This window comes from Citrobacter sp. LJND-P06, from assembly GCF_058188415.1.
The window spans coordinates 4,397,592-4,424,119 of sequence record NZ_CP187317.1; the positions used below are offsets into that span (position 1 = coordinate 4,397,592).

Annotated in this window: 20 protein-coding genes and 1 pseudogene; 8 read left to right on the top strand and 13 right to left on the bottom strand. The window is 53.9% G+C overall.

The genetic code is table 11. The features are described from left to right. The first annotated feature begins 83 nt into the window (after positions 1 to 83). A complete protein-coding gene (locus tag ACO7SM_RS20710) occupies positions 84 to 947 on the top strand; it encodes an AraC family transcriptional regulator (RefSeq protein WP_490469044.1) in 864 nt (287 codons plus the stop codon). Here the strand turns inward: ACO7SM_RS20710 and ACO7SM_RS20715 are convergent. The 5 genes from ACO7SM_RS20715 to ACO7SM_RS20735 all read right to left on the bottom strand — a co-directional run bounded on the left by ACO7SM_RS20715 (position 934) and on the right by ACO7SM_RS20735 (position 5,959). After that, positions 934 to 1,290 carry a PTS fructose-like transporter subunit IIB gene (locus tag ACO7SM_RS20715; RefSeq protein WP_490469045.1) on the bottom strand — a complete coding sequence of 119 codons (357 nt, stop codon included), beginning with the start codon at positions 1,288 to 1,290 and terminating at the stop codon, positions 934 to 936. The genes ACO7SM_RS20710 and ACO7SM_RS20715 overlap by 14 nt on opposite strands. 1 nt (position 1,291) lies before the next feature. Further along, complete coding sequence (locus ACO7SM_RS20720; protein ID WP_490469046.1) at positions 1,292 to 2,170, bottom strand: [formate-C-acetyltransferase]-activating enzyme; 879 nt, start codon at positions 2,168 to 2,170, stop codon at positions 1,292 to 1,294. Further along, positions 2,136 to 4,433: a formate C-acetyltransferase gene (locus ACO7SM_RS20725; protein ID WP_490469047.1), complete on the bottom strand. Its 2,298-nt coding sequence runs from the start codon at positions 4,431 to 4,433 to the stop codon at positions 2,136 to 2,138. Before ACO7SM_RS20725 ends, ACO7SM_RS20720 begins: the two co-directional genes overlap by 35 nt. 111 nt (positions 4,434 to 4,544) lie before the next feature. Next, a complete protein-coding gene (locus tag ACO7SM_RS20730) occupies positions 4,545 to 4,865 on the bottom strand; it encodes a PTS fructose-like transporter subunit IIB (protein ID WP_103779929.1) in 321 nt (106 codons plus the stop codon). 14 nt (positions 4,866 to 4,879) lie between these two features. After that, a complete protein-coding gene (locus ACO7SM_RS20735) occupies positions 4,880 to 5,959 on the bottom strand; it encodes a PTS fructose transporter subunit EIIC (protein WP_490469048.1) in 1,080 nt (359 codons plus the stop codon). Positions 5,960 to 6,264: 305 nt separating this feature from the next. On the opposite strand from ACO7SM_RS20735, the gene ptsP reads away from it, so the two are divergent. From ptsP to gldA, 3 genes are all read left to right on the top strand, one after another. Next, positions 6,265 to 8,766: a phosphoenolpyruvate--protein phosphotransferase gene (gene ptsP, locus ACO7SM_RS20740; protein ID WP_490469049.1), complete on the top strand. Its 2,502-nt coding sequence runs from the start codon at positions 6,265 to 6,267 to the stop codon at positions 8,764 to 8,766. A gap of 12 nt (positions 8,767 to 8,778) precedes the next feature. After that, positions 8,779 to 9,441: a fructose-6-phosphate aldolase gene (gene fsa / locus ACO7SM_RS20745; RefSeq protein WP_490469050.1), complete on the top strand. Its 663-nt coding sequence runs from the start codon at positions 8,779 to 8,781 to the stop codon at positions 9,439 to 9,441. Between the two features lie 176 nt (positions 9,442 to 9,617). Continuing rightward, positions 9,618 to 10,721, top strand: a complete 1,104-nt coding sequence (gldA, locus tag ACO7SM_RS20750) for a bifunctional L-1,2-propanediol dehydrogenase/glycerol dehydrogenase (RefSeq protein WP_490469051.1) — start codon at positions 9,618 to 9,620, stop codon at positions 10,719 to 10,721. A 202-nt stretch (positions 10,722 to 10,923) separates the two neighbouring features. Here the strand turns inward: gldA and ACO7SM_RS20755 are convergent, their stop codons facing one another. The 3 genes from ACO7SM_RS20755 to metF all read right to left on the bottom strand — a co-directional run bounded on the left by ACO7SM_RS20755 (position 10,924) and on the right by metF (position 15,187). Continuing rightward, positions 10,924 to 11,838 carry a DMT family transporter gene (locus tag ACO7SM_RS20755; RefSeq protein ID WP_490469052.1) on the bottom strand — a complete coding sequence of 305 codons (915 nt, stop codon included), beginning with the start codon at positions 11,836 to 11,838 and terminating at the stop codon, positions 10,924 to 10,926. Positions 11,839 to 11,950: 112 nt separating this feature from the next. Next, positions 11,951 to 14,131: a catalase/peroxidase HPI gene (gene katG, locus ACO7SM_RS20760; RefSeq protein ID WP_490469053.1), complete on the bottom strand. Its 2,181-nt coding sequence runs from the start codon at positions 14,129 to 14,131 to the stop codon at positions 11,951 to 11,953. A 165-nt stretch (positions 14,132 to 14,296) separates the two neighbouring features. Further along, positions 14,297 to 15,187 carry a methylenetetrahydrofolate reductase gene (gene metF / locus ACO7SM_RS20765; RefSeq protein ID WP_490469054.1) on the bottom strand — a complete coding sequence of 297 codons (891 nt, stop codon included), beginning with the start codon at positions 15,185 to 15,187 and terminating at the stop codon, positions 14,297 to 14,299. A gap of 240 nt (positions 15,188 to 15,427) precedes the next feature. Between metF and ACO7SM_RS20770 the strand changes: the two are divergent. Next, positions 15,428 to 15,535: pseudogene (locus ACO7SM_RS20770) on the top strand (carboxymuconolactone decarboxylase family protein); the annotation flags it as partial. Positions 15,536 to 15,588: 53 nt separating this feature from the next. Here the strand turns inward: ACO7SM_RS20770 and metL are convergent. Next, on the bottom strand, positions 15,589 to 18,021 hold the full coding sequence (metL, locus tag ACO7SM_RS20775) for a bifunctional aspartate kinase/homoserine dehydrogenase II (RefSeq protein ID WP_490469055.1): 2,433 nt from the start codon (positions 18,019 to 18,021) through the stop codon (positions 15,589 to 15,591). 2 nt (positions 18,022 to 18,023) lie between these two features. Then, positions 18,024 to 19,184, bottom strand: a complete 1,161-nt coding sequence (gene metB / locus ACO7SM_RS20780) for a cystathionine gamma-synthase (protein WP_490469056.1) — start codon at positions 19,182 to 19,184, stop codon at positions 18,024 to 18,026. Between the two features lie 264 nt (positions 19,185 to 19,448). Here metB and metJ point away from each other — a divergent pair, with 264 nt between their 5' ends. Next, positions 19,449 to 19,766 carry a met regulon transcriptional regulator MetJ gene (metJ, locus tag ACO7SM_RS20785; protein ID WP_162380293.1) on the top strand — a complete coding sequence of 106 codons (318 nt, stop codon included), beginning with the start codon at positions 19,449 to 19,451 and terminating at the stop codon, positions 19,764 to 19,766. A gap of 273 nt (positions 19,767 to 20,039) precedes the next feature. On the opposite strand, the gene ACO7SM_RS20790 is transcribed toward metJ, so the two are convergent. The 3 genes from ACO7SM_RS20790 to rpmE form a co-directional block, all read right to left on the bottom strand. After that, positions 20,040 to 21,461, bottom strand: a complete 1,422-nt coding sequence (locus ACO7SM_RS20790) for an MFS transporter (RefSeq protein WP_490469057.1) — start codon at positions 21,459 to 21,461, stop codon at positions 20,040 to 20,042. Positions 21,462 to 21,696: 235 nt separating this feature from the next. Then, entirely contained in the window at positions 21,697 to 22,377 is a 681-nt protein-coding gene (locus ACO7SM_RS20795) for an oligogalacturonate-specific porin KdgM family protein (RefSeq protein WP_490469058.1), read from the bottom strand. A 333-nt stretch (positions 22,378 to 22,710) separates the two neighbouring features. After that, positions 22,711 to 22,923 carry a 50S ribosomal protein L31 gene (rpmE, locus tag ACO7SM_RS20800; RefSeq protein ID WP_103177500.1) on the bottom strand — a complete coding sequence of 71 codons (213 nt, stop codon included), beginning with the start codon at positions 22,921 to 22,923 and terminating at the stop codon, positions 22,711 to 22,713. 201 nt (positions 22,924 to 23,124) lie between these two features. Here rpmE and priA point away from each other — a divergent pair, with 201 nt between their 5' ends. Both priA and cytR read left to right on the top strand, forming a co-directional pair. Next, a complete protein-coding gene (gene priA, locus ACO7SM_RS20805) occupies positions 23,125 to 25,323 on the top strand; it encodes a primosomal protein N' (protein WP_490469059.1) in 2,199 nt (732 codons plus the stop codon). A 157-nt stretch (positions 25,324 to 25,480) separates the two neighbouring features. Further along, the gene (gene cytR, locus ACO7SM_RS20810; protein ID WP_203359374.1) at positions 25,481 to 26,506 is read left to right on the top strand and encodes a DNA-binding transcriptional regulator CytR; all 1,026 of its coding nucleotides are present in this window, start codon (positions 25,481 to 25,483) and stop codon (positions 26,504 to 26,506) included. The last annotated feature ends 22 nt before the right edge of the window (positions 26,507 to 26,528 follow it).

Consider the following 26,528-nt stretch of genomic DNA (forward strand, 5'->3'; position numbering starts at 1 on the left):
TCGATTGAAGGTCACTCTTTTTAGAGTGGCCTTTTTTTATGATGCCAGTTAATGTTGCCCTGTCAGCGCCATAAGGGAACATCATGTATCACGACGTCAGTCACCTTCTTTCTCGTCTCATTAATGGCCCCACGGCGCTACGTCAGATTTATTTCGCCACGGCCAACGGTCCGATCCCAGCGCTTGCTTATCGGGTTGATTTTCCGCGTCTGGAGATTGTGCTGGAAGGTGAATTTGTCGATGCAGGGATCGCCGGGATGCCTGCGGCTGCACTGACCCCCTGCGACGTTTTGTACGTCCCGGCTGGCGGCTGGAACTTTCCGCAATGGAATACCCCCGTCACCACGCTCAGTATTCTGTTTGGCAAACAGCAGTTAGGTTTCAGCGTCGTTCACTGGGACGGAAAACAATACCAAAATCTGGCTAAACAGAATGTGGCGCGTCGTGGCCCCCGCATTGGCTCTTTTTTGCTGCAAACGCTGAATGAAATGCAAATGCAGCCGCAGGAACAGCAGACCGTCAGGCTGATCGTGGCCAGCCTGCTGAGCCATTGTCGCGACCTGCTTGGCAGTCAGATCCAAACCGCATCACGAAGCCACGCGCTGTTCGAAGCTATTCGCGACTATATTGATGAACATTACGCCACGCCGCTCACCCGGGAATCGGTCGCTCAGGCCTTCTATATCTCGCCAAACTACCTCTCGCACCTGTTTCAAAAAACCGGCGCCATCGGCTTTAACGAATACCTGAACCACACACGGCTGGAGCATGCGAAGACATTGCTCAAAGGTTACGATCTCAAAGTCAAAGAAGTGGCCCGCACCTGCGGGTTTGTCGACAGTAACTATTTTTGTCGCCTGTTTCGTAAAAATACGGCGCGTTCACCGTCAGAGTATCGTCGGCAATACCACAGCCAGCTCACGGAGAAGGACGTTAATCCAGAATAATGTGGGTATGTTGCGGCGCAGTGACAAGTTTACGCGCCGCACTCATCACACGCTGCGGCTCGCGAAGAAAGGCATTAATGCCTGACTGAACATAACGGCAGTGGCTAAAACGTTCGATCCCCGCCAGCTCGATATCAGTAATCAGCAGCACGACGTCAGCCCGATTAATATCCGCTTCCGTTAAACGATTCTCTGTCCCGAGCGCGCCCTGGGTTTCAATCTTGATATGCCACTTTTCCTGCTGACAGAGCTTCTCAAGACGCTCGGCGGCCATATAGGTATGCGCCACGCCGCTCACGCACGCGGTCACAGCAACCAGATATCGAGCAGCTGAGACTGCCATATTAACCTCCCACAGTGACCTGAAATCCGGCGCGCTCTGCCATTTCACGACATGCCGCCACTTCATACTCCGACGGAACGGCAACATCTTTCATCGCCCACGGCAGTTCAAGCAGACGGTATTTTGGCTCGCCATACTGATGAAACGGTAGCAGGTGAACCTGGGTTATACCTAATGATAATAATAGCGTCAGCACACGCTGCACATTGTCTGCATTCAGCGTATATCCGGGGATCAGCGGTAAACGGGGGATAACAGAAATGCCCTCTTCCACCAGCAGGCGAAGGTTATCCAGTACCCGGGGCACATTCATTTTTACAACGTCGCGCGCCAGTACGGGATCCATGATTTTTAAATCAAACAAGACTTCGTCACACGCTTTTGCCAGTGGCAGCAATCGACTGGCCGGAGCGTCCCCTGCGGTTTCAATCGCACAGGAGACGCCCCAACGACGTAGACGCTGCAAAAACCGTGTTGCAAAAGGCGCCTGCATTAACACTTCGCCGCCCGATAAGGTGACGCCGCCGCCCGAGGTACGAAAGAAAACATCATCTTTCATCACCTCATGCTCCAGCGCATCCAGCGTGATATCGCGGCCAATTCGCTCAAAGGCCCCGGAAGGACACTCATCGGCATCACGTAAGCAAGGCGCGCAGTGCAGACATTTACTTTCTCTTCTCACCGTTTCGATTCGGGGAGAAAGGGACTCCGGGTTCGCACACCACGGACAGGTATGCGGGCAGCCTTTAAAAAAGACCACCGTGCGAATTCCCTGACCGTCATTTAGCGAATAGCGCTGAATGTTGAAAATACGCGCGACATCCTCGCCGTACGGCTCAACAACCTCACAACTGATGCGCGGTGCGCCGAATGATGTCATCCTGAATCTCCTTCGACAGCTCGACAAAGAAGGCGCTGTAACCCGCCACTCGCACCACCAGCCCGGCGAAGTCCTGCGGACGCTGCTGCGCTTCCCGCAAGGTTTCCGCATTCACGACGTTAAACTGAATATGTTGCAGTTTTAGCTGGGTAAACGCCCGCAGGAAGTCGGACAGTTTGCGCAATCCAGCCTCACCCTCAAGCGTTGCTGGGGTAAATTTCACGTTCAACAGCGTCCCGTTCGACAACAGCGTGTTATCCAGCTTACTGACTGATTTCAGTACCGCCGTTGGCCCCTGCATATCCTGACCCAGCATCGGTGACAGCCCGCCATCCGCCAGTTGTTCTCCGGCGAAGCGTCCGTCTGGCGTTGCGCCTACCACCGATCCCAGCGGTACATGAGCCGAAACGGTGTACGACCCTGGCGTAAATTGCCCCCCGCGCGGGTTCTGGTATTTTTCGACCTCTTTACAGTAATGACGCAGCAGTTCAGCGCTGATGTTATCCACATCATCAATATCATTACCGTATTTTTCGAATCGGTTAATCAGTCTGGCGCGAACCTTCTCACCTTCCGGCGTCGCGAAATTGCCTTTCAACACCGACAACAGCGCATCGAAACTTAAGCGTTGTTGCTCAAAGACCAGTCCCTTTAGCGCATACAGGGAGTCGCTCAGGTTGGCGATTCCGATCCCCTGTACGCCGGAGAAATTATAGCGCGCCCCCCCATCGGTAATATCACGCCCCTTCTCAAGACAGTCGCTGATAAACGAAGAGAGCAGCGGTACCGGCGCCCAGTCACGATGGCCGATATCGCAAATATTGCTGCCTTCAACCATCAATGTGATGTAGTGGCTGATTTTGGCGCGAATATGCGCCAGCAGGCCTTCATACGTCAGCGCGTTATTACCTTCGTTCTCATACAGACTGATTTCCATGACCTTCAGCAGGTTGAACATCGCGATGTCGTGCAGACCGTAGGTTCTGCCCGGGATCGACAGTTCCACACACCCCACCACGGCATAATCACGTGCATCTTCCAGAGAGACACCGCGATTCAGGAAAGCAGGAACCACCACCTCGTCATTAAAGATCTGCGGAATGCCGGTACCCAGGCGAATGGTTTCCGCGGTTTTCATTAAAAAGGGCGTATCGATCAGCGCGTTAGTCCGTACACCAAGGTTGGGTTGCGGGAGCTGAACGCTCTGATAAGCATCAAGACAGAGGAATGAGAGCATATTGACGGCACTGCGCCCGTTCTCTGTTAGCCCGCCGAGCAGCGCGGTGTATCCCGTCGGGAAGCCGGCGAAATAGCGTGCGCTACTGGTAGATCGCAACAGCACGATGTCATTGCACTTGACCCACAGCGACTCGAGCAGCTCTTTTAAGAACGCCGGAGACTCGCCCTGGGTTAGCGACGCCTGGTAAAAGGGCAGCATATACTGGTCAAAACGCCCGAGGGAAAGTGAGCTGGCGTTCGACTCATACTGCAAAATGATGTTCATATACCAGAATAGCTGACACGCCTGCCAGAAGGTTTGCGGCTTATGCCAGGCGTTATGGCGAGAGTTGTCGGCTATCCTCAACAACTCCTCGCGACGGTGCGCATCCGGGCACTGTTTCGCCATCTCCTCCGCCAGTACCGCATAACGCAGAATATGCTGTTGAGAAGCCTCAAGCAGCAGCAGCGCCGCCTGGTAGAAAGGGTTTTCCGGCTGTTGCTGGCAATGTTGCTGCATCTGCGCCACCAGCGTCCCCAGACCGTTTTCCAGCAGGCGCGGATAATCAATAATGATATGCCCTTGCCCTTTATCCGTTTGATTGACGCTAAAAATCTGCGTGCTGACGGCAGCCTTCACCTCATCAGTCATCTGCGCGTTGATGAAGTCCTTCATTGACCTTTTTTCCCAGTACGGAAACAGCACGTCGCGGTAGAGGCGCTTATCCTCTTCGCTGATATCGAACCGATCCTGCGGGCGCGTCGGGAACTGCTCCAGCTCGTTAAGCAGCCAGTAAGGGTCCATTTCCGGCGACATAATGCCCGCCCGCGGCTTCACGGTACGGTTTCCGGCAATCAGCTCTTCATCACGAATCGAAATTTCAACATGTTCAAGGATATACGCGGTGGCTTTAGCCCGACGCAGAATGACATGCTGCCCCTCGGTTTGCTGATGGCTGAGGGTATATAGCTGTGCGCGCTCGAGCGAAATTTCGCGATTATGCTGAAACAAAGCCGCTTTCAGGCGCTGGATACGATTCGTCATGAGGAACTCCTGTGGAAAAACGTGTGCCGGATGGCGCTACGCTTATCAGGCCTACAGAGTCTGCAAACCCGTAGGCCGGATAGGGCGACGCCGCCATCCGGCAAAAAACGGCTACGCAGTCTGCGACAGATGAGCATCAATCTTGTTCATGATGGCATCCGCGCGTTTAACCGCATCGCTGATGTTGACGCGCACAATGGTTTTACCCGCAAAGCGCTCTTCAAACTTGATGCCGATATCTTTGGTCAGGATCACCATGTCGGCGTCAGCCACATCTGCGGCAGTCAGTTCGTTTTCCAGTCCAATTGAGCCTTGTGTCTCAACCTTCACATCCCAGCCCTTCGCTTTCGCGGCGCTCTCCAGGGCTTCCGCCGCCATATAGGTGTGTGCCACACCAGAAGGACATGCAGTTACTGCGATAATTTTTGTCATGGCTTATTCCTCGCTTAATTCATTTCGAATTCTAAATCCAGGTCGTCTTCTTTCACGTCAACCTGAGACACATTCTTACGTGCCAGACTTTTCAGCACATTCACGCAAACCGCCGTCACCACGGCACCCACAGCCACTGCCGCGATGTAACCGAGCTTGCCTTCAACGACGGGCAGCACAATCAGCCCACCCCAACCGGCATAACACTGAGCGCCAAACAGGGCTGCGGTGACCGCCCCACACGCCGAGCCCAGCATAATGGACGGGATCACGCGCAGCGGGTCTGCCGCGGCAAAAGGAATGGCGCCTTCCGTGACCCCAACACAGCCCATCACCAGCGCGGCTTTACCCGCTTCGCGCTCTTCAGACGAGAAGTTTTTACGACCAATCAGCGTCGCCAGGCCTAAACCCAGCGGCGGAACGCAGATACCGACCGCAGCAATCGCCACCACGGTGTACACCCCTTGCGCAACGCAGATCAGCATAAAGGCATAAGCGACTTTGTTAATTGGCCCGCCCATGTCGAAGGCCAGCATTAATCCCATGATGACCGCGAGTAAAATGATGCTTCCCTGTTGCATGCCTTGCAGCCACTGCGTCAGACCGCCGGTCAGCGCGCCGACCGGTTCGCCCAGCCCCCACATCATGATGCCCGCGGTAATAAACGTACCGACGATAGGAATAACAAAGATGGGCATCACCGAGCGCAGCACTTTGTGTACGGGGATTTTCTTCAGATAGTGGACGACGATACCGCCAATAATCCCGGCAATCAGCGCCCCGAAGAATCCCGCGCCGAAGCTGTTGCCGACCCAGGCGCCGATGGCGCACGGCGCCAGCGCGGCACGTTCAGAGATGGAATAACCGATGTAAGCCGCCAGAAAAGGCACCATCAGGGTCAACCCCGCCACACCGATATCAAACAGTTTTTTCAGATTGGGATCGGTGGCGACATCGGGTACGGCCCCCTTGCCATACAGCATGACGGAAACGGCCAGTAAAATACCGCCCGCCACCACGAAGGGGATCATGTGCGAAACGCCAGTCATCAAATGCTGGCGGGTATTTTTCAGGATCTGCACCAACTCTTTCATAAGTCGCTCCCGGGCTAAAAGCCCATATCCATAATGTTGTTGTGGCAAACAATAGGCAATCCAACGGGGAGCAGACAGTGGATAAAAAGGCCATTTACTGGATTTTTGTAATGTCAGTACAAAAATGAGATCCGCTTCATAACTTGCATAATCTAAAAAAATAGCCACCCCATGGTGAGTTGTGAAGCGCATCGCACTTTGCGGCTTACATTACATTTGTCCAGCTTTTGGCAGATTTGTCACATGGCGGGGCGCAGTGCTGCCCTTTTATCCTGTCACCAGAAAACCGTTATGGGAGAGAGGCAATGGCCCTGATTGTGGAATTTACCTGTGAGCTGCCCAATGGCGTACATGCACGCCCGGCCAGTCATGTTGAAACGCTGTGCAATACCTTTACCTCGCAGATTGAGTGGCATAATTTACGCACCGATCGTAAAGGCAATGCCAAAAGTGCGCTGGCGCTGATCGGCACTGACACACTGGCGGGCGATCGTTGCCAGATTCTGATCTCCGGTACCGATGAACACACTGCGCATCAAACGCTGAGCCAGTGGCTGCGTGATGACTTCGTGCACTGCGACGCGCCGCTGACAGAGGTGAAAAACCACGAGATGGAGCCGCTTCCGGCCTCGCTCACCAGACTCAATCCACGGCTTTTTCTCGCACGCGCCGTCTGCAACGGCAGTGCGGGGGGCATCCTGACGCTGCTCTCCTCGCAGGATCTCAACGTACCTGGCGATCTTCCTGCCGCTCAGGATGCGGAAACCGAACAGTCCGCACTGGACAACGGTTTGACGCTGCTGATGAAGAATATTGAGTTCCGCTTACTCGACAGCGACGGCGCCACCCGCGCGATTCTTGAAGCCCACCGCTCGCTGGCAGGCGATACCGCTTTGCGCCAGCATTTACTGGCAGGCGTTTCTCGTGGATTAAGCTGTGCCCAAGCGATTGTTGAAAGCGCCCGCCATTTTTGCGACGAATTTTCCCGCTCCAGCAGCAGCTATTTACAGGAACGTGCGCTGGACGTACGCGACGTCTGCTTCCAGTTGCTGCAACAGATTTATGGCGAACAGCGTTTTCCTGCGCCCGGTAAGCTCACGCAGCCGACAATCTGCATGGCCGACGAACTCACGCCAAGCCAGTTCCTTGAGCTGGACAAAACATTCCTTAAGGGTCTGCTGTTAAAAAGCGGCGGCACCACATCGCACACGGTCATTCTGGCCCGTTCATTCAATATCCCCACGCTGGTTGGCGTGGGCATTGAAACCTTAACGCCCTGGCTCCAGCAACCCGTTTATATTGATGGCAATGCTGGCGCGGTGGTGGTCGCGCCAGATGAAGCCGTGGCCCGTTATTACCAGCAAGAAACCCGCGTGCAAGAAGCCCTGTACGAACAGCAACGCGTCTGGCTCACCCAGCAAGCCCGCACTGCCGACGGCATCCGTATGGAAGTGGCGGCCAACATCGCCCATTCTGTCGAAGCACACGCCGCCTTTAGCAACGGCGCGGAAGCGGTCGGCCTGTTTCGTACCGAAATGCTGTATATGGACAGAACCAGCGCCCCCGGCGAGAACGAGCTGTACAACATTTTTTGCCAGGCGCTGGAGTCCGCAAATGGCCGCAGCATCATTGTGCGCACGATGGATATCGGTGGTGATAAACCCGTTGATTATCTGAATATTCCGGCCGAAGCCAACCCCTTCCTCGGCTACCGCGCAGTACGCATTTATGAAGAATATGTAGCGCTATTCACCACGCAATTACGGGCGATCCTGCGCGCGTCGGCGCACGGCAGCCTGAAAATTATGATCCCGATGATCTCCTCAATGGAAGAGATCCTGTGGGTCAAAGAGAAGCTGGCAGAAGCCAAACAGCAGTTACGCAATGAGCACACGCCTTTTGACGAGAAGATCCAGTTTGGCATTATGCTGGAGGTGCCTTCCGTGATGTTCATTATCGATCAATGCTGTGAAGAGATTGATTTCTTTAGTATTGGCAGTAATGACCTGACGCAATACCTGCTGGCCGTCGACCGCGACAACGCCAAAGTCACCCGCCACTACAACAGCCTTAACCCAGCGTTCCTGCGCGCACTGGACTATGCGGTGCAAGCCGTACATCGCCAGGGTAAATGGATTGGTCTGTGCGGAGAGTTGGGGGCAAAAGGCTCGATACTGCCGCTGCTGGTTGGCCTGGGTCTGGACGAAATCAGCATGAGCGCGCCCTCTATTCCCGCCGCCAAAGCGCGTATGTCGCAACTCGACAGCCGTGCCTGCCGCCAGTTACTGAATCAGGCGATGGCTTGTCGAACCTCACTGGAAGTCGAACACCTGCTGGCGCAGTTCCGAATGACGCAGCAGGATGCGCCGCTGGTCAGTGCGCAATGCATCACACTCGACAGCGACTGGCGCAGCAAAGAAGAGGTGCTCAAAGGGATGACCGACAATCTGCTGCTGGCAAGCCGCTGTCGTTATCCGCGTAAACTCGAAGCCGACCTGTGGGCGCGTGAAGCCGTGTTCTCTACCGGACTGGGCTTCAGCTTCGCCATTCCACACAGCAAATCGGAACATATCGAACAGTCGACGATAAGCGTTGCCCGTCTGAAGGAGCCCGTTCGCTGGGGCGATGAGGACGCGCAATTCATCATCATGCTGACACTCAACAAACACGCCGCTGGCGACCAGCATATGCGCATCTTCTCGCGCCTGGCGCGCCGCATCATGCACGAAGAATTCCGCCACGCGCTGGTTAACGCCGCCTCTGCCGAGGCGATTGCCAGCCTGCTGCAACACGAACTGGAACTGTAAAAAGGACACATTATGGAACTGTATCTGGATACCGCCAACGTGGCGGAAGTTAAACGTCTGGCGCGTCTCTTTCCTCTCGCCGGGGTGACGACGAACCCCAGCATCGTGGCAGCCAGCAAAGAGTCCATCTGGGATGTGCTGCCCCGGCTGCAAAAAGCGATTGGCGAAGAAGGGACTCTGTTTGCCCAGACCATGAGCCGCGACGCGCAAGGCATGGTGGAAGAAGCCAAACGTCTGAGCGATGCGGTTCCGGGGATCGTAGTCAAAATCCCGGTCACGTCCGAAGGGCTAGCCGCCATAAAACAGCTAAAAAAAGAAGGCATCACTACGCTGGGTACCGCTGTGTACAGCGCCGCGCAAGGGCTGCTTGCCGCGCTGGCTGGCGCGAAATATATCGCCCCCTATGTGAACCGCATCGATGCTCAGGGTGGCGATGGTATTCGTACGGTACAGGAACTGCAAACCTTGCTGGAACTTCACGCGCCAGAAAGCATGGTGCTCGCCGCCAGCTTTAAAACCCCGCGCCAGGCGCTGGATTGCATGCTGGTCGGATGCGAAGCAATCACCCTGCCATTAGATGTAGCGCAACAAATGCTGAATACCCCTGCGGTAGAGTCAGCAATAGAGAAGTTTGAGCAGGACTGGAAAAACACGTTTGGAAGCATTCATTTTTAGGCTAAATAATTCACGCGGCAGGAAGGCGGCGACGCAGCGAATCCCCAGGAGCTTACATCAGTAAGTGACTGGGGTGAGCGACGGCCCATAAGGGCGAGTCTCATGGATGAGACGAGTAACTCAAAAGCCAACGCATCTGCAGCCTGAATTATGACGGATAAAAGAGGAAATAGAGTATGGATCGCATCATTCAATCACCTGGTAAATACATCCAGGGTGCAGATGTCATCACCCGCCTTGGCGACTACCTCAAACCTATGGCAGAACGCTGGCTGGTGGTCGGCGACAAATTTGTCTTAGGTTTTGCCCAGACGGCCCTGGAAAAAAGCTTTAAAGATGCAGGACTGGTACTGGAAGTTGCGCCGTTTGGCGGTGAATGTTCACAAAATGAAATTGATCGCCTGCGTGGCGTGGCGGAAAAAGCACAGTGCGGCGCGGTGCTGGGTATCGGCGGCGGTAAAACGCTGGACACCGCAAAAGCGCTGGCCCACTTTATGGGAATTCCGGTTGCCATTGCGCCTACCATTGCGTCGACCGACGCACCGTGCAGCGCGCTCTCCGTTATCTACACTGACGCAGGTGAGTTCGACCGTTACCTGTTGTTGCCGCAAAACCCGCATATGGTCATTGTGGATACCAAAATCGTTGCCGGCGCGCCTGCACGTCTGTTAGCCGCAGGTATTGGCGATGCGCTGGCAACCTGGTTTGAAGCCCGCGCCTGTTCACGCAGCGGCGCGACCACGATGGCCGGCGGGAAATGCACACAGGCGGCGCTGGCGCTGGCCGAGTTGTGCTACAACACGCTTATCGAAGAAGGTGAAAAAGCCATGCTGGCCGCTGAGCAGCATGTGGTGACGCCGGCTCTGGAACGCGTTATTGAAGCCAACACTTACCTGAGCGGTGTGGGTTTTGAAAGTGGGGGGCTGGCGGCAGCCCATGCCATACACAACGGCCTGACGGCGATTCCGGACGCGCATCACTACTATCACGGTGAGAAAGTCGCTTTCGGGACGCTGACGCAACTGGTTCTGGAAAATGCGCCGGTCGAAGAGATCGAAACCGTTGCCGCGCTGTGCCATTCCGTCGGTTTGCCCATCACCCTGGCGCAACTGGATATTAAACAAGATATTCCGGCAAAAATGCGCACGGTTGCAGAAGCGTCTTGCGCAGAAGGCGAAACGATTCACAACATGCCTGGCGGCGCGACACCGGATGAGGTCTATGCCGCCCTGTTGGTTGCCGACCAGTATGGTCAGCGTTTCCTGCAAGAGTGGGAATAAAAGCCGGCTGAGACTCCCGGTATTGTTCTGACACCGTTAGTTTAAGACCGAGATATCCGGGGCGACCACCGGGTTTGGCATCCCTCCGGGAACCAAATCCCGGTGTTTCCCCTCATTTATTGGTTTACGTGAACGGTGTCAGGCATTGTCCGGGCGTTTTTTTATGCTCTTTTTACTGCAAATAGGCAGGGCGAGATGGCCTTCACGACGATGACGTGACCTTTTGTACCTGCGCCTCACGCTTTTTATAGCTGACGATTGCCAGCGCCAGAACGATCAGCACAATGCCGCCGCCTTCAACGACGCCGGGATTCTCACCCAGCAGCCACCAGGAAAACAGAACGCCGCAAACCGGCACCGCCAGGGTACTTAAGCTGGCAATACTGGCGGGCAGATTCCTCAGAACAAACAGCCATAAACTCCAGGCCAGCGCCGTCGCCAGAATAGCGCTATACGCCAGCGCCCAGAATACGATGGGCTGCCAGTCAACTTTAGGCTGCGGAACCCACCAGGCCACCAGACTCATGATCAGCGCCGCATACAGCATCTGCCATGCGGTCAACGCGAGTAAATCGATACGAGGGTGGCGGGCATACATCCGCTTGGCGACAATGGCGCTCGCTCCCCAACTGATCCCGGAAAGGATCGCCAGCAAGGCGCTCTTCAGCGAAGAATAATCCAGTTGCCACGGCTGCATCACCAGCAGTAAACCGATTGCCGCAATCATAATCGCCGCGTATTGCAAACGCCGTAGTCGTTCGCCCAGAAACAGCGCCGCCAGAATCACCACCCAAAACGGCATGGTATAGGTCAGAATAGCCACCTTGCCCGCACCGCCGCTCATCAGCGCCCACTGCGCCAGCCCGATCATGCCGCAGGTCTGTAGTAACGCAATTGCCAGCGTGTATTTGAATGGTGTCGGACGCATCCCACGGCCACGTAAGAGCAGTACGAGAAATAAGATTAAGGCCCCGAAGATACAGCGCAGTGAAGTGAAGTCGAACGCGCCAATATAGCTCGTGACTTGCTTCATAAAGATCCAGCTATAGCTCCAGATAAGGGTGAGGATGATAAGACCACTGATTGCCAGTGAGTGACTCTTTCCTGAGGCTGACATGATAAATCCAGTAAATTGGTGTTCCCGGCAGGTACTATACGCTGACAAATACACTTCAGCGACGACAATCACGCCGCCGCGAAGTGCTATCCGGTGACTTCACTATCAGTGATTACAGCAGATCGAAACGGTCCAGGTTCATCACTTTCACCCATGCCGCGACAAAGTCTTTCACAAACTTCTCGTGGGCATCGCTGCACGCGTAAACCTCGGCCAATGCACGCAACACGGCATTTGAACCAAATACCAGGTCAGCGCGAGTCGCCGTGTATTTCACGTCGCCGTTTTGACGATCGCGGCCTTCAAACAGCTCCGCAGACTCATCGGTCGCTTTCCATTCGTTGCGCATATCCAGCAAATTAACAAAGAAATCATTGCTGAGTACGCCTGGACGCTCGGTGAAAACGCCATGCTGGCTACCATCAAAGTTGGCGCCCAGAACGCGCATCCCACCCACTAACACCGTCAATTCCGGCGCGGTGAGCGTCAACTGCTGCGCTTTATCAATCAGCAGAGATTCCGTTGTCGCCTCGCCGGGTTCGCCGCGATAGTTGCGGAAACCGTCTGCGACAGGCTTAAGCAGTTCAAACATTTCAACGTCGGTCTGATCCTGACGCGCATCGACACGCCCTGGTGTAAACGGCACGCTAATGCTCACGCCTGCTGCGCTTGCCGCCTGCTCTACACCCACCACACCCGCGAGAACGATAATATCGGCCAGTGATGCTTTACCGGAAGATTTCTGAATGCCTTCCAGTACAGGCAGAACGCGGGCTGCCGTCACGTTAACATCCCAGAATCTCTGCGGATCCAATGCCAGCCGCGCACCGTTAGCGCCACCGCGTTTATCACCACCACGGAAGGTCGATGCCGATGCCCATGCTACCGACACCAACTCGCTGACGGAAAGCCCGGAACCTGCAATAGCAGACTTCAGGTTAATAATGTCTTCCTGAGTCGGATTGAATACCGGCTGTGGCAGCGGATCTTGCCAGATCAGATCTTCTTTCGGCACTTCCGGGCCAATGTAACGCGCTTTCGGCCCCATATCTCTGTGCGTCAGCTTGTACCAGGCGCGAGCGAAGGCTTCGTTAAATGCCTGAGGATCGTTCAGGAAACGACGGGAAATTTTCTCGAATTCCGGGTCAAAACGCAGCGTCAGATCCGTCACCAGCATGGTGGGTTTGCGTTTCTTCGACGGATCAAACGGATCCGGAATGATGTCAGGCGCGTCGACCGCTTCAAACTGGATCGCGCCCGCTGGGCTGCGCGTCTGCACCCATTCGTATTTGAACAGGTTTTCAAAGAAATAATTGCTCCACTGGGTTGGCGTCTGTGACCAGACCACTTCCAGGCCGGAGGTAATGGAATCCGCCCCAACACCGGTGCCATGGCTGCTCTTCCAGCCTAAACCTTGTTGTTCAATCGGGGCCGCTTCCGGGTCTGCGCCCACATGCGATGCAGAGGCAGCGCCGTGCGTTTTACCCAACGTATGCCCGCCCGCAATAAGCGCTACGGTTTCTTCGTCGTCCATCCCCATGTTGCCAAAGGTGGCGCGAATAGCGGATGCCGCAGAGAGAGGCTCCCCGCTGGCGTTTGGCCCTTCCGGGTTGACGTAGATCAGCCCCATTTCGGTGGCGGCTAACGGACGTTTTGCCAACGCTTCCGGGTCACGATGGGTCAGCCACGCTTTCTCATCACCCCAGTTGACGTCGAGATCCGGTTCCCACACATCTTCACGACCGGCGCCAAAACCAAAGGTACGGAAGCCTGAGTTTTCCAGCGCGACGTTACCCGCCAAAATAAACAGGTCGGCCCATGAGATTTTCTGACCATATTTCTGTTTGATAGGCCACAGCAGACGGCGTGCTTTATCCAGGCTGACGTTATCCGGCCAGGAGTTTAACGGCGCAAAACGTTGCTGCCCGCGCCCGGCGCCACCGCGACCATCCACAGAGCGGTAAGTCCCGGCACCGTGCCAGGCCATACGAATAAAGAGACCGGCATAGGTGCCCCAATCCGCAGGCCACCACGGTTGAGAATCGGACAGGAGCGCTTTGAGATCCCCTTTCAGGGCGGAGTAGTCGAGTTTGCTAAATTCTTTACGGTAGTCGAAGTCTTCACCCAGCGGGTTCGAACGGTTGGAGTGTTGATTAAGGAGGTCAACGCGAAGTTGCTTTGGCCACCAATCGCGGTTATTCATACCAGCGCCTGCGCTCTGGTCCGGGTTTGCTTGATGGAAAGGACACTTCCCGGCGGACACGTTATTCTGGCTATCGTCGGACATGCTCATCTATATGCTCCCTTTACAGTGTTCTAACTACGATATACACCACCAGAGATAAGATATAGTCGAAATAATCCACAGATTCGATAGCTGATACCTTTTATATTTTTAGTTACAGAGATGTAGATCAATGTGATCGAAAAAAAGCCCTCCGAAGAGGGCCGAGGCATTTTATACACCAGGCCTTACACCCAGCGTGTGGCAAATGGCATAACTCATCTCTGCCCGGTTCAACGTATAGAAGTGAAAATCTTTTACCCCTTCCCGACTTAGGATCTTCACCATGTCCATCGCGATGTTCGCGCCGACCAGTTTGCGGGTTTCTGCGTCATCGTCCAGACCGTCGAACATTTGTGACATCCAGGCCGGAATTCGCACGTTGGTCATGTCAGCAAATTTCTTCGCTTGTTTAAAGTTAGAAACCGGCAGGATGCCTGGAATGATTTCAACATCGATGCCCGCAGAGACACAGCGATCGCGAAAACGCAGATAACTTTCCACATCAAAGAAAAACTGCGTGATAGCACGGCTGGCACCGGCATCCACTTTGCGCTTCAGGTTGAGCAGATCGGCCTGGGCGCTTTTTGCTTCAGGATGCACTTCCGGGTAGGCGGCAACAGAGATATCAAAGTCCGCGACCTCTTTCAGCAATCCCACCAGATCAGCCGCATACATTTCCGGCTTACCGCTGCCCGGCGGCAGATCGCCACGCAGCGCAACGATATGGCGAATACCGTTATTCCAGTAATCCTGCGCAATCGTGCGCAATTCATCACGTGTCGCATCGATACAGGTCAGGTGCGGTGCCGCTTCCAGACCGGTACGATCCTTAATCCCTTTAATAATGCTGTGCGTACGATCGCGCTCACCCGAGTTGGCGCCGTAAGTCACAGAGACAAATTTTGGCTTCAGACTACTCAGGCGATCGATGGAGTTCCACAAGGTCTGCTCCATTTCACTGGTGCGCGGCGGGAAGAATTCGAACGAAACGTTAATCTGACCCTGGACTTCTGCCAGGCTCTGATTCAGGGCTTCCCGCTGGTTGGCGTGAAAAAAGCTCATACCTTACCTCATCAATCTTTTGTCATTATATGTTGTGTTGTGAACATCTATCCATTTAGACGTCTAGATGTAAAAATGACGGAAAAGCGGCGTGACGTCAACCGAAAAATCACCATTAACGGTGAGGAATCCTCAGTGAAGATGAAAATAATTCAAGTGAGTCCGAACAGACAAGGAATTGCAGCACCTCTGCGTTAAGCCACGCCCTGACGCTGAATAGCAGAAGGGGTGGAAGATGTGATGCATTCAGAATGTTTTATAACGGGTCAGGAGATGTTGCAACAGGAGGATGGCAAAGACGCCGATACCGTCGTCGAATATTTGCAAGATATCGCGCCGGATGGCGCTGTGCTTATCCGGCCTACGAGTGATGCTTAACGTAGGCCGGAGGCGGTGCAGGACTACAGCAGTTGCGCCAGGCGGTTGATGTCTGACTGAATGGCCCCGGCGGTCACGTCACGGCCAGCACCCGGCCCACGGATCACCAGCGGGTTATCGCGATACCAGCGGCTTTCGATGGCGAAGACGTTATCGCACGGCAGCAGTGCCGCCAGCGGGTGTTCCGCACGCACCGCTTCCACACCGACGCGCGCTTTGCCGTTGGCATCGAAACGCGCCACATAGCGCAGCACCAGTCCCATTTCGCGGGCGGCTTCCAGACGCTGCACCATCTGCTCATTCAGCTCATCGCCATTCTCAAAGAAATGGTCGATTGACCCCTCTTCGCAATGCGTTGGCACCAGTGACTCTACGCGCACCTGATCCGGCTCGATGTCGTAGCCCGCTTCACGCGCCAGAATCACCAGTTTGCGCATCACATCCTTACCGGAAAGGTCAACGCGCGGATCCGGCTCTGTCAGCCCCTGCTGCCACGCCTGGTCCACCAAATCGGTAAAGGGAACCGTACCGTCAAATTGCAGGAACAACCACGATAGCGTGCCGGAGAAGATCCCGCTGATCGACAGAATGGTATCGCCGCTGTCGATCAGATCGCGCACCGTGTGGTTGATCGGCAAACCAGCCCCCACCGTGGCGTTGTACAACCAGTGACGCCCGGTTTTTTCAAACGCGTCATGGATCTGGCGGTACTTATCGCTGGTGCTCGCCCCGGCCAGTTTATTGGCGCTGATGACGTGGAAACCATGGCTGGCAAAATCAAGATACTGATCGGCCAGTTGCTCACTGGCGGTTACATCCAGCACCACCAGATCGTCATACGGGTGCGCACGCATCCACAGGAACAGCGACTCTTCGTCCTGCTCAATGGCTTCGTCGTTAAAGAACGCCAGCGCGCGGCTGGCATCCAGCCCTTCATAGTTCAGCAGGCTACGGCGGCTGTCCACCACGCCTGCCAGCACGAATTCAAATCCCGTACGCGCCGAGAGCGTGCTTTGCTCGCGGGCAAACAGCTCCAGCCAGCGTGAACCGATGTTGCCTTTGCCAAACAGCATCAGACCGATCCGCTTTTCCGCGCGGAAAATGGACTGGTGCAGACCCTGAATCAGGCTCTCGGTTGGCCCGGTGCGCAGAACCGCCACCAGACTGATGCCTTCTTCCGACTGCCAGGTAAACTCAACCGGTTGGCCTTTCAACTGCTGCCAGAATCGGTGGCAGTGCAATGGGTTACGCGTTACGCCAGCCCCGACCATAGCCACCAGCGCCAGACCCTGACGCAAACGCAGCTCGCCCGGTAAACCCGCTTCATCAAGGATTTTCAGCGCGCTGTCGGCCACTTCGGAGGTGTAGCAAAACTGCAGCAACTGGCGGTCATTATGGACGCCAACCGCCAACGGACGCACCTGCGCCCGTTTCAGAATCTGATCGATGTCTTTGTGCGCCAGCTTAAAATCCTGGCTTGCAGGCACCTGAAACTCAATCAGGCAGACATCATCATGGCTGGTCACGATACGCGCGCCTGTACCGGAAGCCAGCACGCGTTCAATACGGGTGGAACCCTGATCCGGCGTGTAGCTACAGCGCAGTTGCAGATCGATATCGCTACCGGAAACGGGCTGCAAGGTACGGGCATGCAGAACCGGCGCCGCCAGACGTGCCAGTTCACTGGCTTCATCCAGACGCAACAGCGGCAGCAGGCAGGCATCTTTCACTTTACGCGGGTCAGCGCTGTACACCCCGGCCACATCGCTCCAGATAGTGACGCGGGAGGCTCCGGCCAGTGCGCCAATTTGCGTAGCGGAGTAGTCAGAACCGTTACGGCCCAGCAGTACCGTTTCGCCCGCATTACAGCGGCTGATAAATCCGGTTACCACCAGGCGTTTTCCCGGGTGCTGCGCCAGCAGTTGCTGCAATAATGGGTAAGAGAGCCCCTCGTCTACCTGCGGTTGTGCGGCGCGCTCGGCACGTAAAAACTCACGCGCGTCCAGCCATGCAGACGCCAGTCCCTGTTGGTTAAGCACCGCCGACATCAGGCGCGCCGACCACACTTCACCGTGCCCGACCACTTCCGCATAAACGGCATCGGTCACACCGCTGTCGAGCAAACCCGCCAGCCGTTCCAGGTCATTGACGAAGGCGCTGAGCAGGTCATCTGCGACCTCTGTCGGTAATAATCCACTGATAAGATCGCTCTGATAGCGACGCAACGTCTGCTGAACCTGATGCGCAGAGAGTCTGTCGGTCTGGCTTAATTTCAGCCAGCTAATCAACTGGTTGGTGGTACTGCCTGCGGCGGAAACGACCATCATATCGTCGGGCTGCGAGTACTCCGCCATGATGCCTGCGACACGCAGATAACATTTCACGTCTGCCAGACTACTGCCACCAAATTTATGCAGTTGACGACCCGTCGTCCCTGCCTGCGCAATCACACTCATGTTTACCCCTTGTTTGCAGCCCGGAAGCCATTTTCCAGGTCGGCAATTAAATCTTCGCCATCTTCAATACCCGTGGAGATACGCAGCAACGTCTCGGAGATCCCGGCGGCGGCACGCGCTTCCGGCGCCATGCCCGCATGCGTCATCGTCGCAGCATGAGAGATCAAACTCTCAACGCCCCCTAAGGATTCCGCCAGCGTAAACAGGGACAGCCCGCTCAGGAAGCGGCGCAACGTCTGCTCATCGCCATCCAGTTCAAAACTCAACATCGCGCCAAAGCCTTTTTGCTGGCGCGCAGCAATCTCATGCCCCTGATTCTCTGGCAAAGACGGATGATACAGTTTTTTCACCAGCGGCTGAGTTTGCAGATAATCAACAACGGCCTGGGCATTGCGTTGAGCCACCTCCATGCGCGGCGACAATGTACGCAGTCCACGCAGCAACAGGTAGCTATCAAACGCACCGCCGGTGACACCGATATTATTCGCCCACCACGCCAGTTCCGTCACGGTATCAGGATCTTTTGCAATCACCACACCCGCCACTACATCCGAGTGACCATTCAGGTATTTAGTGCATGAATGCAACACCAGATCGGCGCCCAATGCCAGCGGATTTTGCAACGCCGGGCTTAAAAACGTGTTGTCCACAACGCTGACCGCACCGGCCTCACGCGCCAGTGTGCAGATTTTCGCAATATCCACCACGCGTAACAATGGATTACTCGGACTTTCCACCAACACCAGTTTGGGGTTTTCTGCCAGCGCGGCCAGCAGAGCCTGCTCATCACCTTGATCGACAAACAGCACACGATAGCAGCCACGTTTTGCCAGGCTGTCGAATAAACGGTAGCTGCCGCCGTAACAGTCATGCGGCGCCACCAGCAGATCGCCTGGCTTCAGGAACACCGTCGTCACCAGATGAATCGCCGACATCCCGGTATTGGTGAGCACCGCGCCTGCGCCGCCTTCAAGCTCCGCCAGCGCACGCTGGACGACATCACGCGTAGGATTGCCACGTCGAGAGTAATCGTGTGCACGCGGTTCATTAAAACCGGTAAAGTTATAGGTGCTGGAAAGGTGAATCGGTGGGACAACGCAACCGTACTGCTCGTCGTCGTTTAACCCGCTACGCACTGCGATGGTGGCCTGTTTACGCGTCATGTTGAGAAGTTCCTGGGCTGAGTCAGTGAAAGTCAGACCTCAGAGTAATCATTGTTAGAATAGACGTCAATACATCTGGACATCTAAACTTCTTTGCGTATAGATTGAGCAAACGGAAAATAGCCGTTAAAATTATACGCATTAGCGCACATCCGCGACGGCTAACTTCGTGTAAGGGCCGCGCCACTACGGTAAACTACGCGCAATTATGGCCTGGACTCAATTTCCGGCCTCATACTAATGACGAAGAGGATTAAGTATCTCATGGCTGAATGGAGCGGCGAATATATCAGCCCATACGCTGAGCACGGTAAGAAGAGTGAGCAAGTCAAAAAAATTACGGTTTCCATTCCTCTGAAGGTGTTAAAAATCCTCACCGATGAACGCACGCGTCGTCAGGTGAATAACCTGCGTCACGCCACCAACAGCGAACTGCTGTGTGAAGCGTTCCTGCACGCGTTCACCGGGCAACCCTTGCCGAATGACGACGATCTGCGTAAAGAACGCAGTGATGAAATCCCCGAAGCGGCAAAAGAGATCATGCGTGAACTGGGGATCGACCCGGAGACGTGGGAATACTAAAGCAGAAAAGAGCGGCGCGGGATTAACCAGCCGCTTTTTTAAGGGTGTAACAAGGACGTTTACCAATGAAACACGGACTACCGATCTTCAGCCTGCCGGGTGCCGTATCCGCTTTTGCCTGGCCGCCGTAAACCGGCGATATTCACTTTCAGATTTCTCGCTCAACACAACCTAAAGCCATTCAACTGGCGGTGGTAGCGAAACAACAAAGGCAGAGGTTTCCCCCTGCCTTTCAGACTCATGACCCCAGCATTTTCATAGGGTATTCACGGGTTATTTGCTAATCCCATTGAATTTATTCAGTGTTTCTTCCATTTTGAGCGTTTCTTTACGGTTGAGTGGATAGCAATAAATCAAAATCATCGCGGCCAAAAACAGGCATAACGCCGGTAAGAGATTCGCCATCGTGTAAATATTTTCCTGCACGGCGTTGGTTTGAACAGCACCGCCCGTTGAGGAGGATTGATAACCGATGATAGCCAGCATAAAACCGCCAATGGCCCCTGCACATGCCTGACCCACTTTGCGGGCAAAGAAGTTCACACCATAAACGGTGCCATCCTCACGGTCACCGGTGACATACTGATGATAGTCACAAACATCAGTCATAAACGCCCAAATCATCAGGTTGAATAACCCGGCCCCCAGCGTCGCCAGGAAAAGGAAGACCAGATAGATTTTCGCATCCGTGATGTGGATGAAGTACATAATCAGATACATCACCACCGAAAAGAGCAGTGCGCCGACGCTGGCTTCTTTTTTACCAAAACGCTTCGTGAGCCAGGACGCCGAAGGTGCCAGCAGAATCAGGGAGCCAAAGGTAAACAGGAGTGCAACTGACATTGCGGCTCTGTTGTGGAAATAGTCATTAAACAGATAGGTCATATTGGTGCCCGAGAGCCCCTGATTAATAACAATAAGCAGATCCACAATGACTAAAACGATCAGCGCTTTATTGCGTAATAATCCCTTCAGCAAAACAGAAACCGGCATGCTCTCTTTCTTTTCCACACGCACGCGTTCTGTCGTTAAGTGACAGGTCAGGGTTAAAAAGAGAAAAGCCAGTATTGAGCAGCCAATCGCAATCCAGAAGAAATGTTGCCCCGAAATAACCTGACTTCCATCAACCAGGGTTGTATACATCAGAATGGGAATAAAAAAGCCGGTTGTCCCGCCACCAATCGCCGAGCCAATACTGCGGTAAGTCGAAAGCGAAACACGATCGTCCGGATTCGAACTAATCGCCGCCGACATTGCACCATAAGGAATGTTAACCGTCGATAACAACGAGCCATAAATAAAATAAGAACAGCAGATATAGATAATTTTCGCCGTTTCAGAAAATTCATGAACAAACGGCAGAAAAAGAACGACTGAAATAATGCAAAAAGGGTATCTCATGCGACGAACCCAGGGATTAAAGCGCCCGTAAGCGGTCAGTTTAGACGTATCGCATAAGCGCCCTACGGCGACATCAACAAACGCATCAAAGAGTTTTGTCACAAAATAGAGTGACCCAACAATGACGCCAGAAACACCGAGCACGTTAGTGTAATAAATCATTAAAAAACTATTCACCAACCCAAGAATAAAACAGTTTCCCAGGTCGCCACATAAGTAACCTATTTTATCTCTGAATCCGAAAGGCCTGTTGGTAATGCTTGTGCTTCCTATAACATGTTCATCACTAGACATTATGTCAACTCCTTAGACACATTATTCACGCGAGGTACTCGTACGTCCTGATACTCAGGGCAATAATAAGGCGTGCTTCCACTCACTCTTTTTTCAATAGTTGCACTCACTCCCTTTTTGCGTGACCTGGCTTGTCGCCAGGCTACCTGCATGGTCAGGGAAAGCGGGGTTCAAGACGCTGAGGCATCTTTAAATACAATTCGAATAATGTTTTATATATAGCTGAGATTAACAATCAGAAGTTATAACCAAGGCCAACACGATAACGCGTCTGGCGATCGTCCGTCGTTGTCGTGTTATAACCTGAAGAAACGTTGCCAATTTCAACAAAAGGAACCCAGGAACCAATCTTATAAGCAACACGGAAGTTATATTCATAATCTTCTTTTTTGTTGTTATACAGATCTTCACTGTCGGCAATTTTATAAATACCGTTGAGTTCAAACATCCAGTCATTGATGTTATAACCGAGCCAGGCTTCCGGGCGATAAACCATCCGGTCATCTTTGCCGTCAGCGTTTCTACGCGAATATTCCTGACGATAGCGGAACGCAGTCCACCAGTTGTCATTGATATTATACTGCACGCGCAGATAAGGTTTATAAATTGCGATGTTATCACCCGTTTCGATCGCGATACCGGGCTGCCAGATGAGATCCTTCCAGGTGAATTGATAGCTTGCCGTATACTCGTTACCGTTACTTTCCATATTGTTCCACGCATCATTAGATTGCGCATCGTCGGAACGTGAAATGGCTTCTACAGCAACACCAAAACCTGTCGCAAAACGGTGAGACATATAAACACGGTCATAGTTACGGCCATCGTCATAATATTCATGACGATAATCAACATAACCCGCCTGAGCGGCCGCAGAGAATAATGGAATAAGTAATAACGCGGACTTAAATTTCATGAACATCCCTCTTCATGCGCAATTAAGAAATCAACCCACCTGTTTTCTTTAAAAGAGAAGACAATATGGATCTATGGATATTTTAAGATTTCTAAATGATTGTATTTAAGCAAGAGAGAGAAAACCTTTTCAATTTTGCCACCAAAATAAATAAATGGCAAAAACGAGAAGATGAAAACGATGAAGGTCACTAATAGAAATAATTTATCTAAAAAATAGAAACGCTGTTTTTATTCTATATAAATAAGATTATTTATTCAAGCAAGGAATGGGTATTTCAATTTTCAGGCACAAAAAAAGCGCCGTAAGGCGCTTTTTTCTGAGAAGCAAAACTTATTTGCTGCCCGGGATGCTGAAACGCTTGTTGAAGCGGTCAACACGGCCACCGGTTGCAACATCACGCTGCTTGCCAGTGTAGAACGGGTGGCACTGGCCACATACGTCCAGGTTCAGATCGTGACCCACGGTGGAGCGGATCTGGATAGAGTTACCGCAAGAGCAGTTTGCAGTAATCATTTCGTATTTCGGGTGAATATCTTTTTTCATGGGAAACCTCAGTTAAGGCCGCGTCGCTCTTCCAGCCCTAACGCCAGACACCACGCGATGTTGATAGTATAGTTTTGACACAATCAATTTGCATCAAAGGCGGCGAATCATACAGAAATTAGCCAGCGTATGCAAACTGATCCGCGCTCCCTTACCACAATGTGTATACTAACCCGCCAGATTTCAAGTCAGGATGATGACATGCCCGTTGCGCACGTTGCCTTACCCGTTCCGCTTCCCCGTACCTTTGACTATCTCTTGCCACAGGGCATGAGCGCTCAAGCCGGGTGTCGCGTGCGCGTGCCGTTTGGTAAGCAGCAAGAACGCGTTGGGATTGTTGTCTCCGTCAGCGACCAAAGCGAATTACCGCTAAATGAACTCAAAGCGGTGATCGAGGTGCTGGACGAGGAACCGGTTTTTTCGTCCTCCGTCTGGCGTTTACTGCTGTGGGCGGCGGATTATTACCATCATCCTGTCGGTGATGTGCTGTTTCATGCCCTGCCTGTTTTGTTGCGCCAGGGCAGACCCGCCTGCAACGCCCCAATGTGGTACTGGTTTGCCACGGAAGAGGGACAGGCTGTCGACCTCAACAGCCTGAAACGCTCGCCAAAACAACAGCAGGCGCTGGCCGCGCTACGCCAGGGTAAAATCTGGCGCGATCGGGTGGCGGATCTCGACTTTAATGATGCGGCCCTGCAGGCGCTGCGTAAAAAAGGTTTGAGCGACCTGGCGAGTGAAACACCCGCCTTTACCGACTGGCGCACGCACTATGCTGTCTCCGGTGAACGCCTGCGGCTGAACACCGAGCAAGCCACCGCGGTTGGCGCGATTCACAGCGCGTCAGACAGTTTCTCGGCCTGGCTGCTGGCCGGTGTCACGGGTTCTGGCAAAACGGAAGTGTATCTTAGCGTGCTGGAAAACGTGCTTGCTCAGGGAAAACAGGCGCTGGTGATGGTGCCGGAGATCGGCCTGACCCCACAAACAATCGCCCGTTTTCGCGAGCGCTTTAATGCGCCTGTCGAAGTACTGCACTCCGGCCTGAATGACAGCGAACGTTTCTCGGCATGGCTGAAGGCCAAAAATGGTGAAGCGGCGATTGTTATCGGCACCCGCTCATCGCTGTTTACGCCATTTAAAAACCTCGGCGTCATCGTCATTGACGAAGAACACGACAGCTCTTACAAGCAACAAGAAGGCTGGCGCTATCATGCCCGCGACCTTGCTGTTTATCGCGCCCATAGCGAGCAGATCCCCATCATTCTCGGCTCCGCCACACCGGCGCTGGAAACGCTCTGCAATGTGCGGCAGAAAAAGTACCGCATGCTGCGCCTGACGCGTCGCGCTGGCAATGCCCGTCCTGCCATGCAGCATGTGCTCGACCTGAAAGGCCAGAAGGTGCAAGCCGGACTGGCTCCCGCGTTAATCACGCGTATGCGTCAGCATTTGCAGGCTGATAATCAGGTTATTCTGTTCCTTAACCGCCGGGGATTTGCCCCTGCACTGTTGTGCCATGACTGCGGCTGGACAGCAGAATGTCCGCGCTGCGACCACTATTACACGCTGCATCAGGCACAACACCATTTACGCTGTCACCACTGCGACAGCCAGCGCCCGGTGCCGCGCCAGTGTCCTTCCTGCGGCTCTACGCACATGGTGCCGGTCGGATTAGGCACGGAGCAACTTGAACACGCGCTGGCCCCCTTCTTCCCGGGCGTACCGATTTCCCGCATCGATCGCGACACAACCAGCCGCAAAGGCGCGCTGGAACAGCATCTGGCGGAAGTGCATCGTGGCGGCGCACGGATTTTGATCGGCACGCAAATGCTGGCCAAAGGCCACCATTTCCCGGATGTCACCCTGGTGGCGCTGCTGGACGTTGACGGCGCGCTATTCTCAGCAGACTTTCGCTCAGCAGAACGCTTTGCCCAGCTCTATACCCAGGTTTCCGGGCGTGCCGGGCGCGCCGGGAAGCAGGGTGAAGTCGTGTTGCAGACACATCATCCGGAGCATCCGCTGCTGCAAACTCTGCTGCACAAAGGTTATGACGCCTTTGCAGAGCAGGCGCTGGCAGAACGGCAAACGCTCCAGCTCCCGCCCTGGACCAGTCACGTTATTGTTCGGGCGGAAGATCATAACAATCAGCAGGCGCCGCTATTTCTGCAGCAACTGCGCAATCTGATTCAGGCCAGCCCGCTGGCGGATGACAAACTCTGGGTTTTGGGGCCGGTTCCCGCCCTGGCGCCCAAACGCGGCGGTCGCTATCGCTGGCAAATTTTACTCCAGCATCCGTCCCGGATTCGCCTGCAACATATCGTCAGCGGCACGATGGCGCTGATCAATACGCTGCCCGATTCACGCAAGGTCAAATGGGTGCTGGATGTCGATCCGATTGAGGGATAACCCCCTCATGATGCGAGGTGGATCGAAATATTCAGGACTCATCACACTTTTTATGAAAATTCTGTAACCGCTTCCATTAACTATCTGATAAAAATGATTCTGATATTAGTTTTCCAGGGATAGTTCTGCGCCTGCATGCCCCAGGCGAGGAGAGAGAGTGAAACCGAAGAATCAGGTTGCTGCCGCTACAATGAAAGATGTTGCTCTAAAGGCGAAAGTCTCAACAGCAACCGTGTCCCGCGCGTTAATGAACCCAGATAAAGTCTCCCAGTCGACCCGTAGCCGGGTGGAACAGGCAGCTATGGAGGTGGGCTATTTACCGCAATCAATGGGACGAAACGTTAAACGCAATGAATCACGCACAATCCTGGTGATTGTCCCGGATATTTGCGATCCGTTTTTCAGTGAAATTATCCGTGGCATCGAAGTGACCGCGGCTAAGCAAGGCTATCTGGTGTTGATCGGCGATTGCGCCCACCAGAATCAGCAAGAAAAAACGTTTATCAATCTGATCATCACCAAACAGATTGACGGCATGCTGCTGCTCGGTTCACGTCTCCCCTTTGACGCCAGTATTGAAGAACAGCGCAATTTACCGCCCATGGTGATGGCGAACGAATTTGCCCCCGAACTGGAGTTGCCAACCGTTCACATCGATAACCTGACTGCCGCCTTTGATGCCGTGAATTACCTGCATGAACAAGGGCATCAGCGTATTGGCTGTATCGCCGGCCCCGAAGAGATGCCGCTTTGCCACTACCGATTACAAGGCTATGTTCAGGCACTGCGTCGCAGTGGTATTACGGTTGATCCGCATTATATCGCTCGCGGTGATTTCACCTATGAAGCAGGTGCGAACGCGCTTCAACAACTGCTCGAACTGCCACAACCGCCTACGGCCGTGTTCTGTCATAGCGATGTTATGGCGCTCGGGGCGCTGTCCTGGGCCAAACGCCGCGGTCTGAGAATTCCCGACGATCTGTCCATTATTGGTTTCGATAACATCGCGCTGGCGGAATTTTGTGATCCACCCCTGACTACCGTTGCGCAACCACGCTTTGAAATTGGACGAGAAGCTATGCTGTTATTGCTCGATCAACTGCAAGGACAGAATGTCAGCAGTGGTTCACGTTTACTGGACTGCGAGCTTATAATTCGGGGTTCAACGCGCGCTTTAACTTAAAGTAAACGCTTTAAGACTCCCC

Bases quoted from the DNA above. Each gene is read 5' to 3' on its own strand.
- ACO7SM_RS20730 (WP_103779929.1), bottom strand. From the start codon at position 4,865: ATGACAAAAATTATCGCAGTAACTGCATGTCCTTCTGGTGTGGCACAC.
- ACO7SM_RS20795 (WP_490469058.1), bottom strand. From the start codon at position 22,377: ATGAAATTTAAGTCCGCGTTATTACTTATTCCATTATTCTCTGCGGCC.
- ACO7SM_RS20790 (WP_490469057.1), bottom strand. From the start codon at position 21,461: ATGTCTAGTGATGAACATGTTATAGGAAGCACAAGCATTACCAACAGG.
- metL (WP_490469055.1), bottom strand. From the start codon at position 18,021: ATGAGTGTGATTGCGCAGGCAGGGACGACGGGTCGTCAACTGCATAAA.
- gldA (WP_490469051.1), top strand. From the start codon at position 9,618: ATGGATCGCATCATTCAATCACCTGGTAAATACATCCAGGGTGCAGAT.
- ACO7SM_RS20710 (WP_490469044.1), top strand. From the start codon at position 84: ATGTATCACGACGTCAGTCACCTTCTTTCTCGTCTCATTAATGGCCCC.
- ACO7SM_RS20725 (WP_490469047.1), bottom strand. From the start codon at position 4,433: ATGACGAATCGTATCCAGCGCCTGAAAGCGGCTTTGTTTCAGCATAAT.
- ACO7SM_RS20715 (WP_490469045.1), bottom strand. From the start codon at position 1,290: ATGGCAGTCTCAGCTGCTCGATATCTGGTTGCTGTGACCGCGTGCGTG.
- ptsP (WP_490469049.1), top strand. From the start codon at position 6,265: ATGGCCCTGATTGTGGAATTTACCTGTGAGCTGCCCAATGGCGTACAT.
- ACO7SM_RS20755 (WP_490469052.1), bottom strand. From the start codon at position 11,838: ATGTCAGCCTCAGGAAAGAGTCACTCACTGGCAATCAGTGGTCTTATC.
- metF (WP_490469054.1), bottom strand. From the start codon at position 15,187: ATGAGCTTTTTTCACGCCAACCAGCGGGAAGCCCTGAATCAGAGCCTG.
- fsa (WP_490469050.1), top strand. From the start codon at position 8,779: ATGGAACTGTATCTGGATACCGCCAACGTGGCGGAAGTTAAACGTCTG.
- ACO7SM_RS20720 (WP_490469046.1), bottom strand. From the start codon at position 2,170: ATGACATCATTCGGCGCACCGCGCATCAGTTGTGAGGTTGTTGAGCCG.
- metB (WP_490469056.1), bottom strand. From the start codon at position 19,184: ATGACGCGTAAACAGGCCACCATCGCAGTGCGTAGCGGGTTAAACGAC.
- ACO7SM_RS20735 (WP_490469048.1), bottom strand. From the start codon at position 5,959: ATGAAAGAGTTGGTGCAGATCCTGAAAAATACCCGCCAGCATTTGATG.
- metJ (WP_162380293.1), top strand. From the start codon at position 19,449: ATGGCTGAATGGAGCGGCGAATATATCAGCCCATACGCTGAGCACGGT.
- rpmE (WP_103177500.1), bottom strand. From the start codon at position 22,923: ATGAAAAAAGATATTCACCCGAAATACGAAATGATTACTGCAAACTGC.
- priA (WP_490469059.1), top strand. From the start codon at position 23,125: ATGCCCGTTGCGCACGTTGCCTTACCCGTTCCGCTTCCCCGTACCTTT.
- katG (WP_490469053.1), bottom strand. From the start codon at position 14,131: ATGAGCATGTCCGACGATAGCCAGAATAACGTGTCCGCCGGGAAGTGT.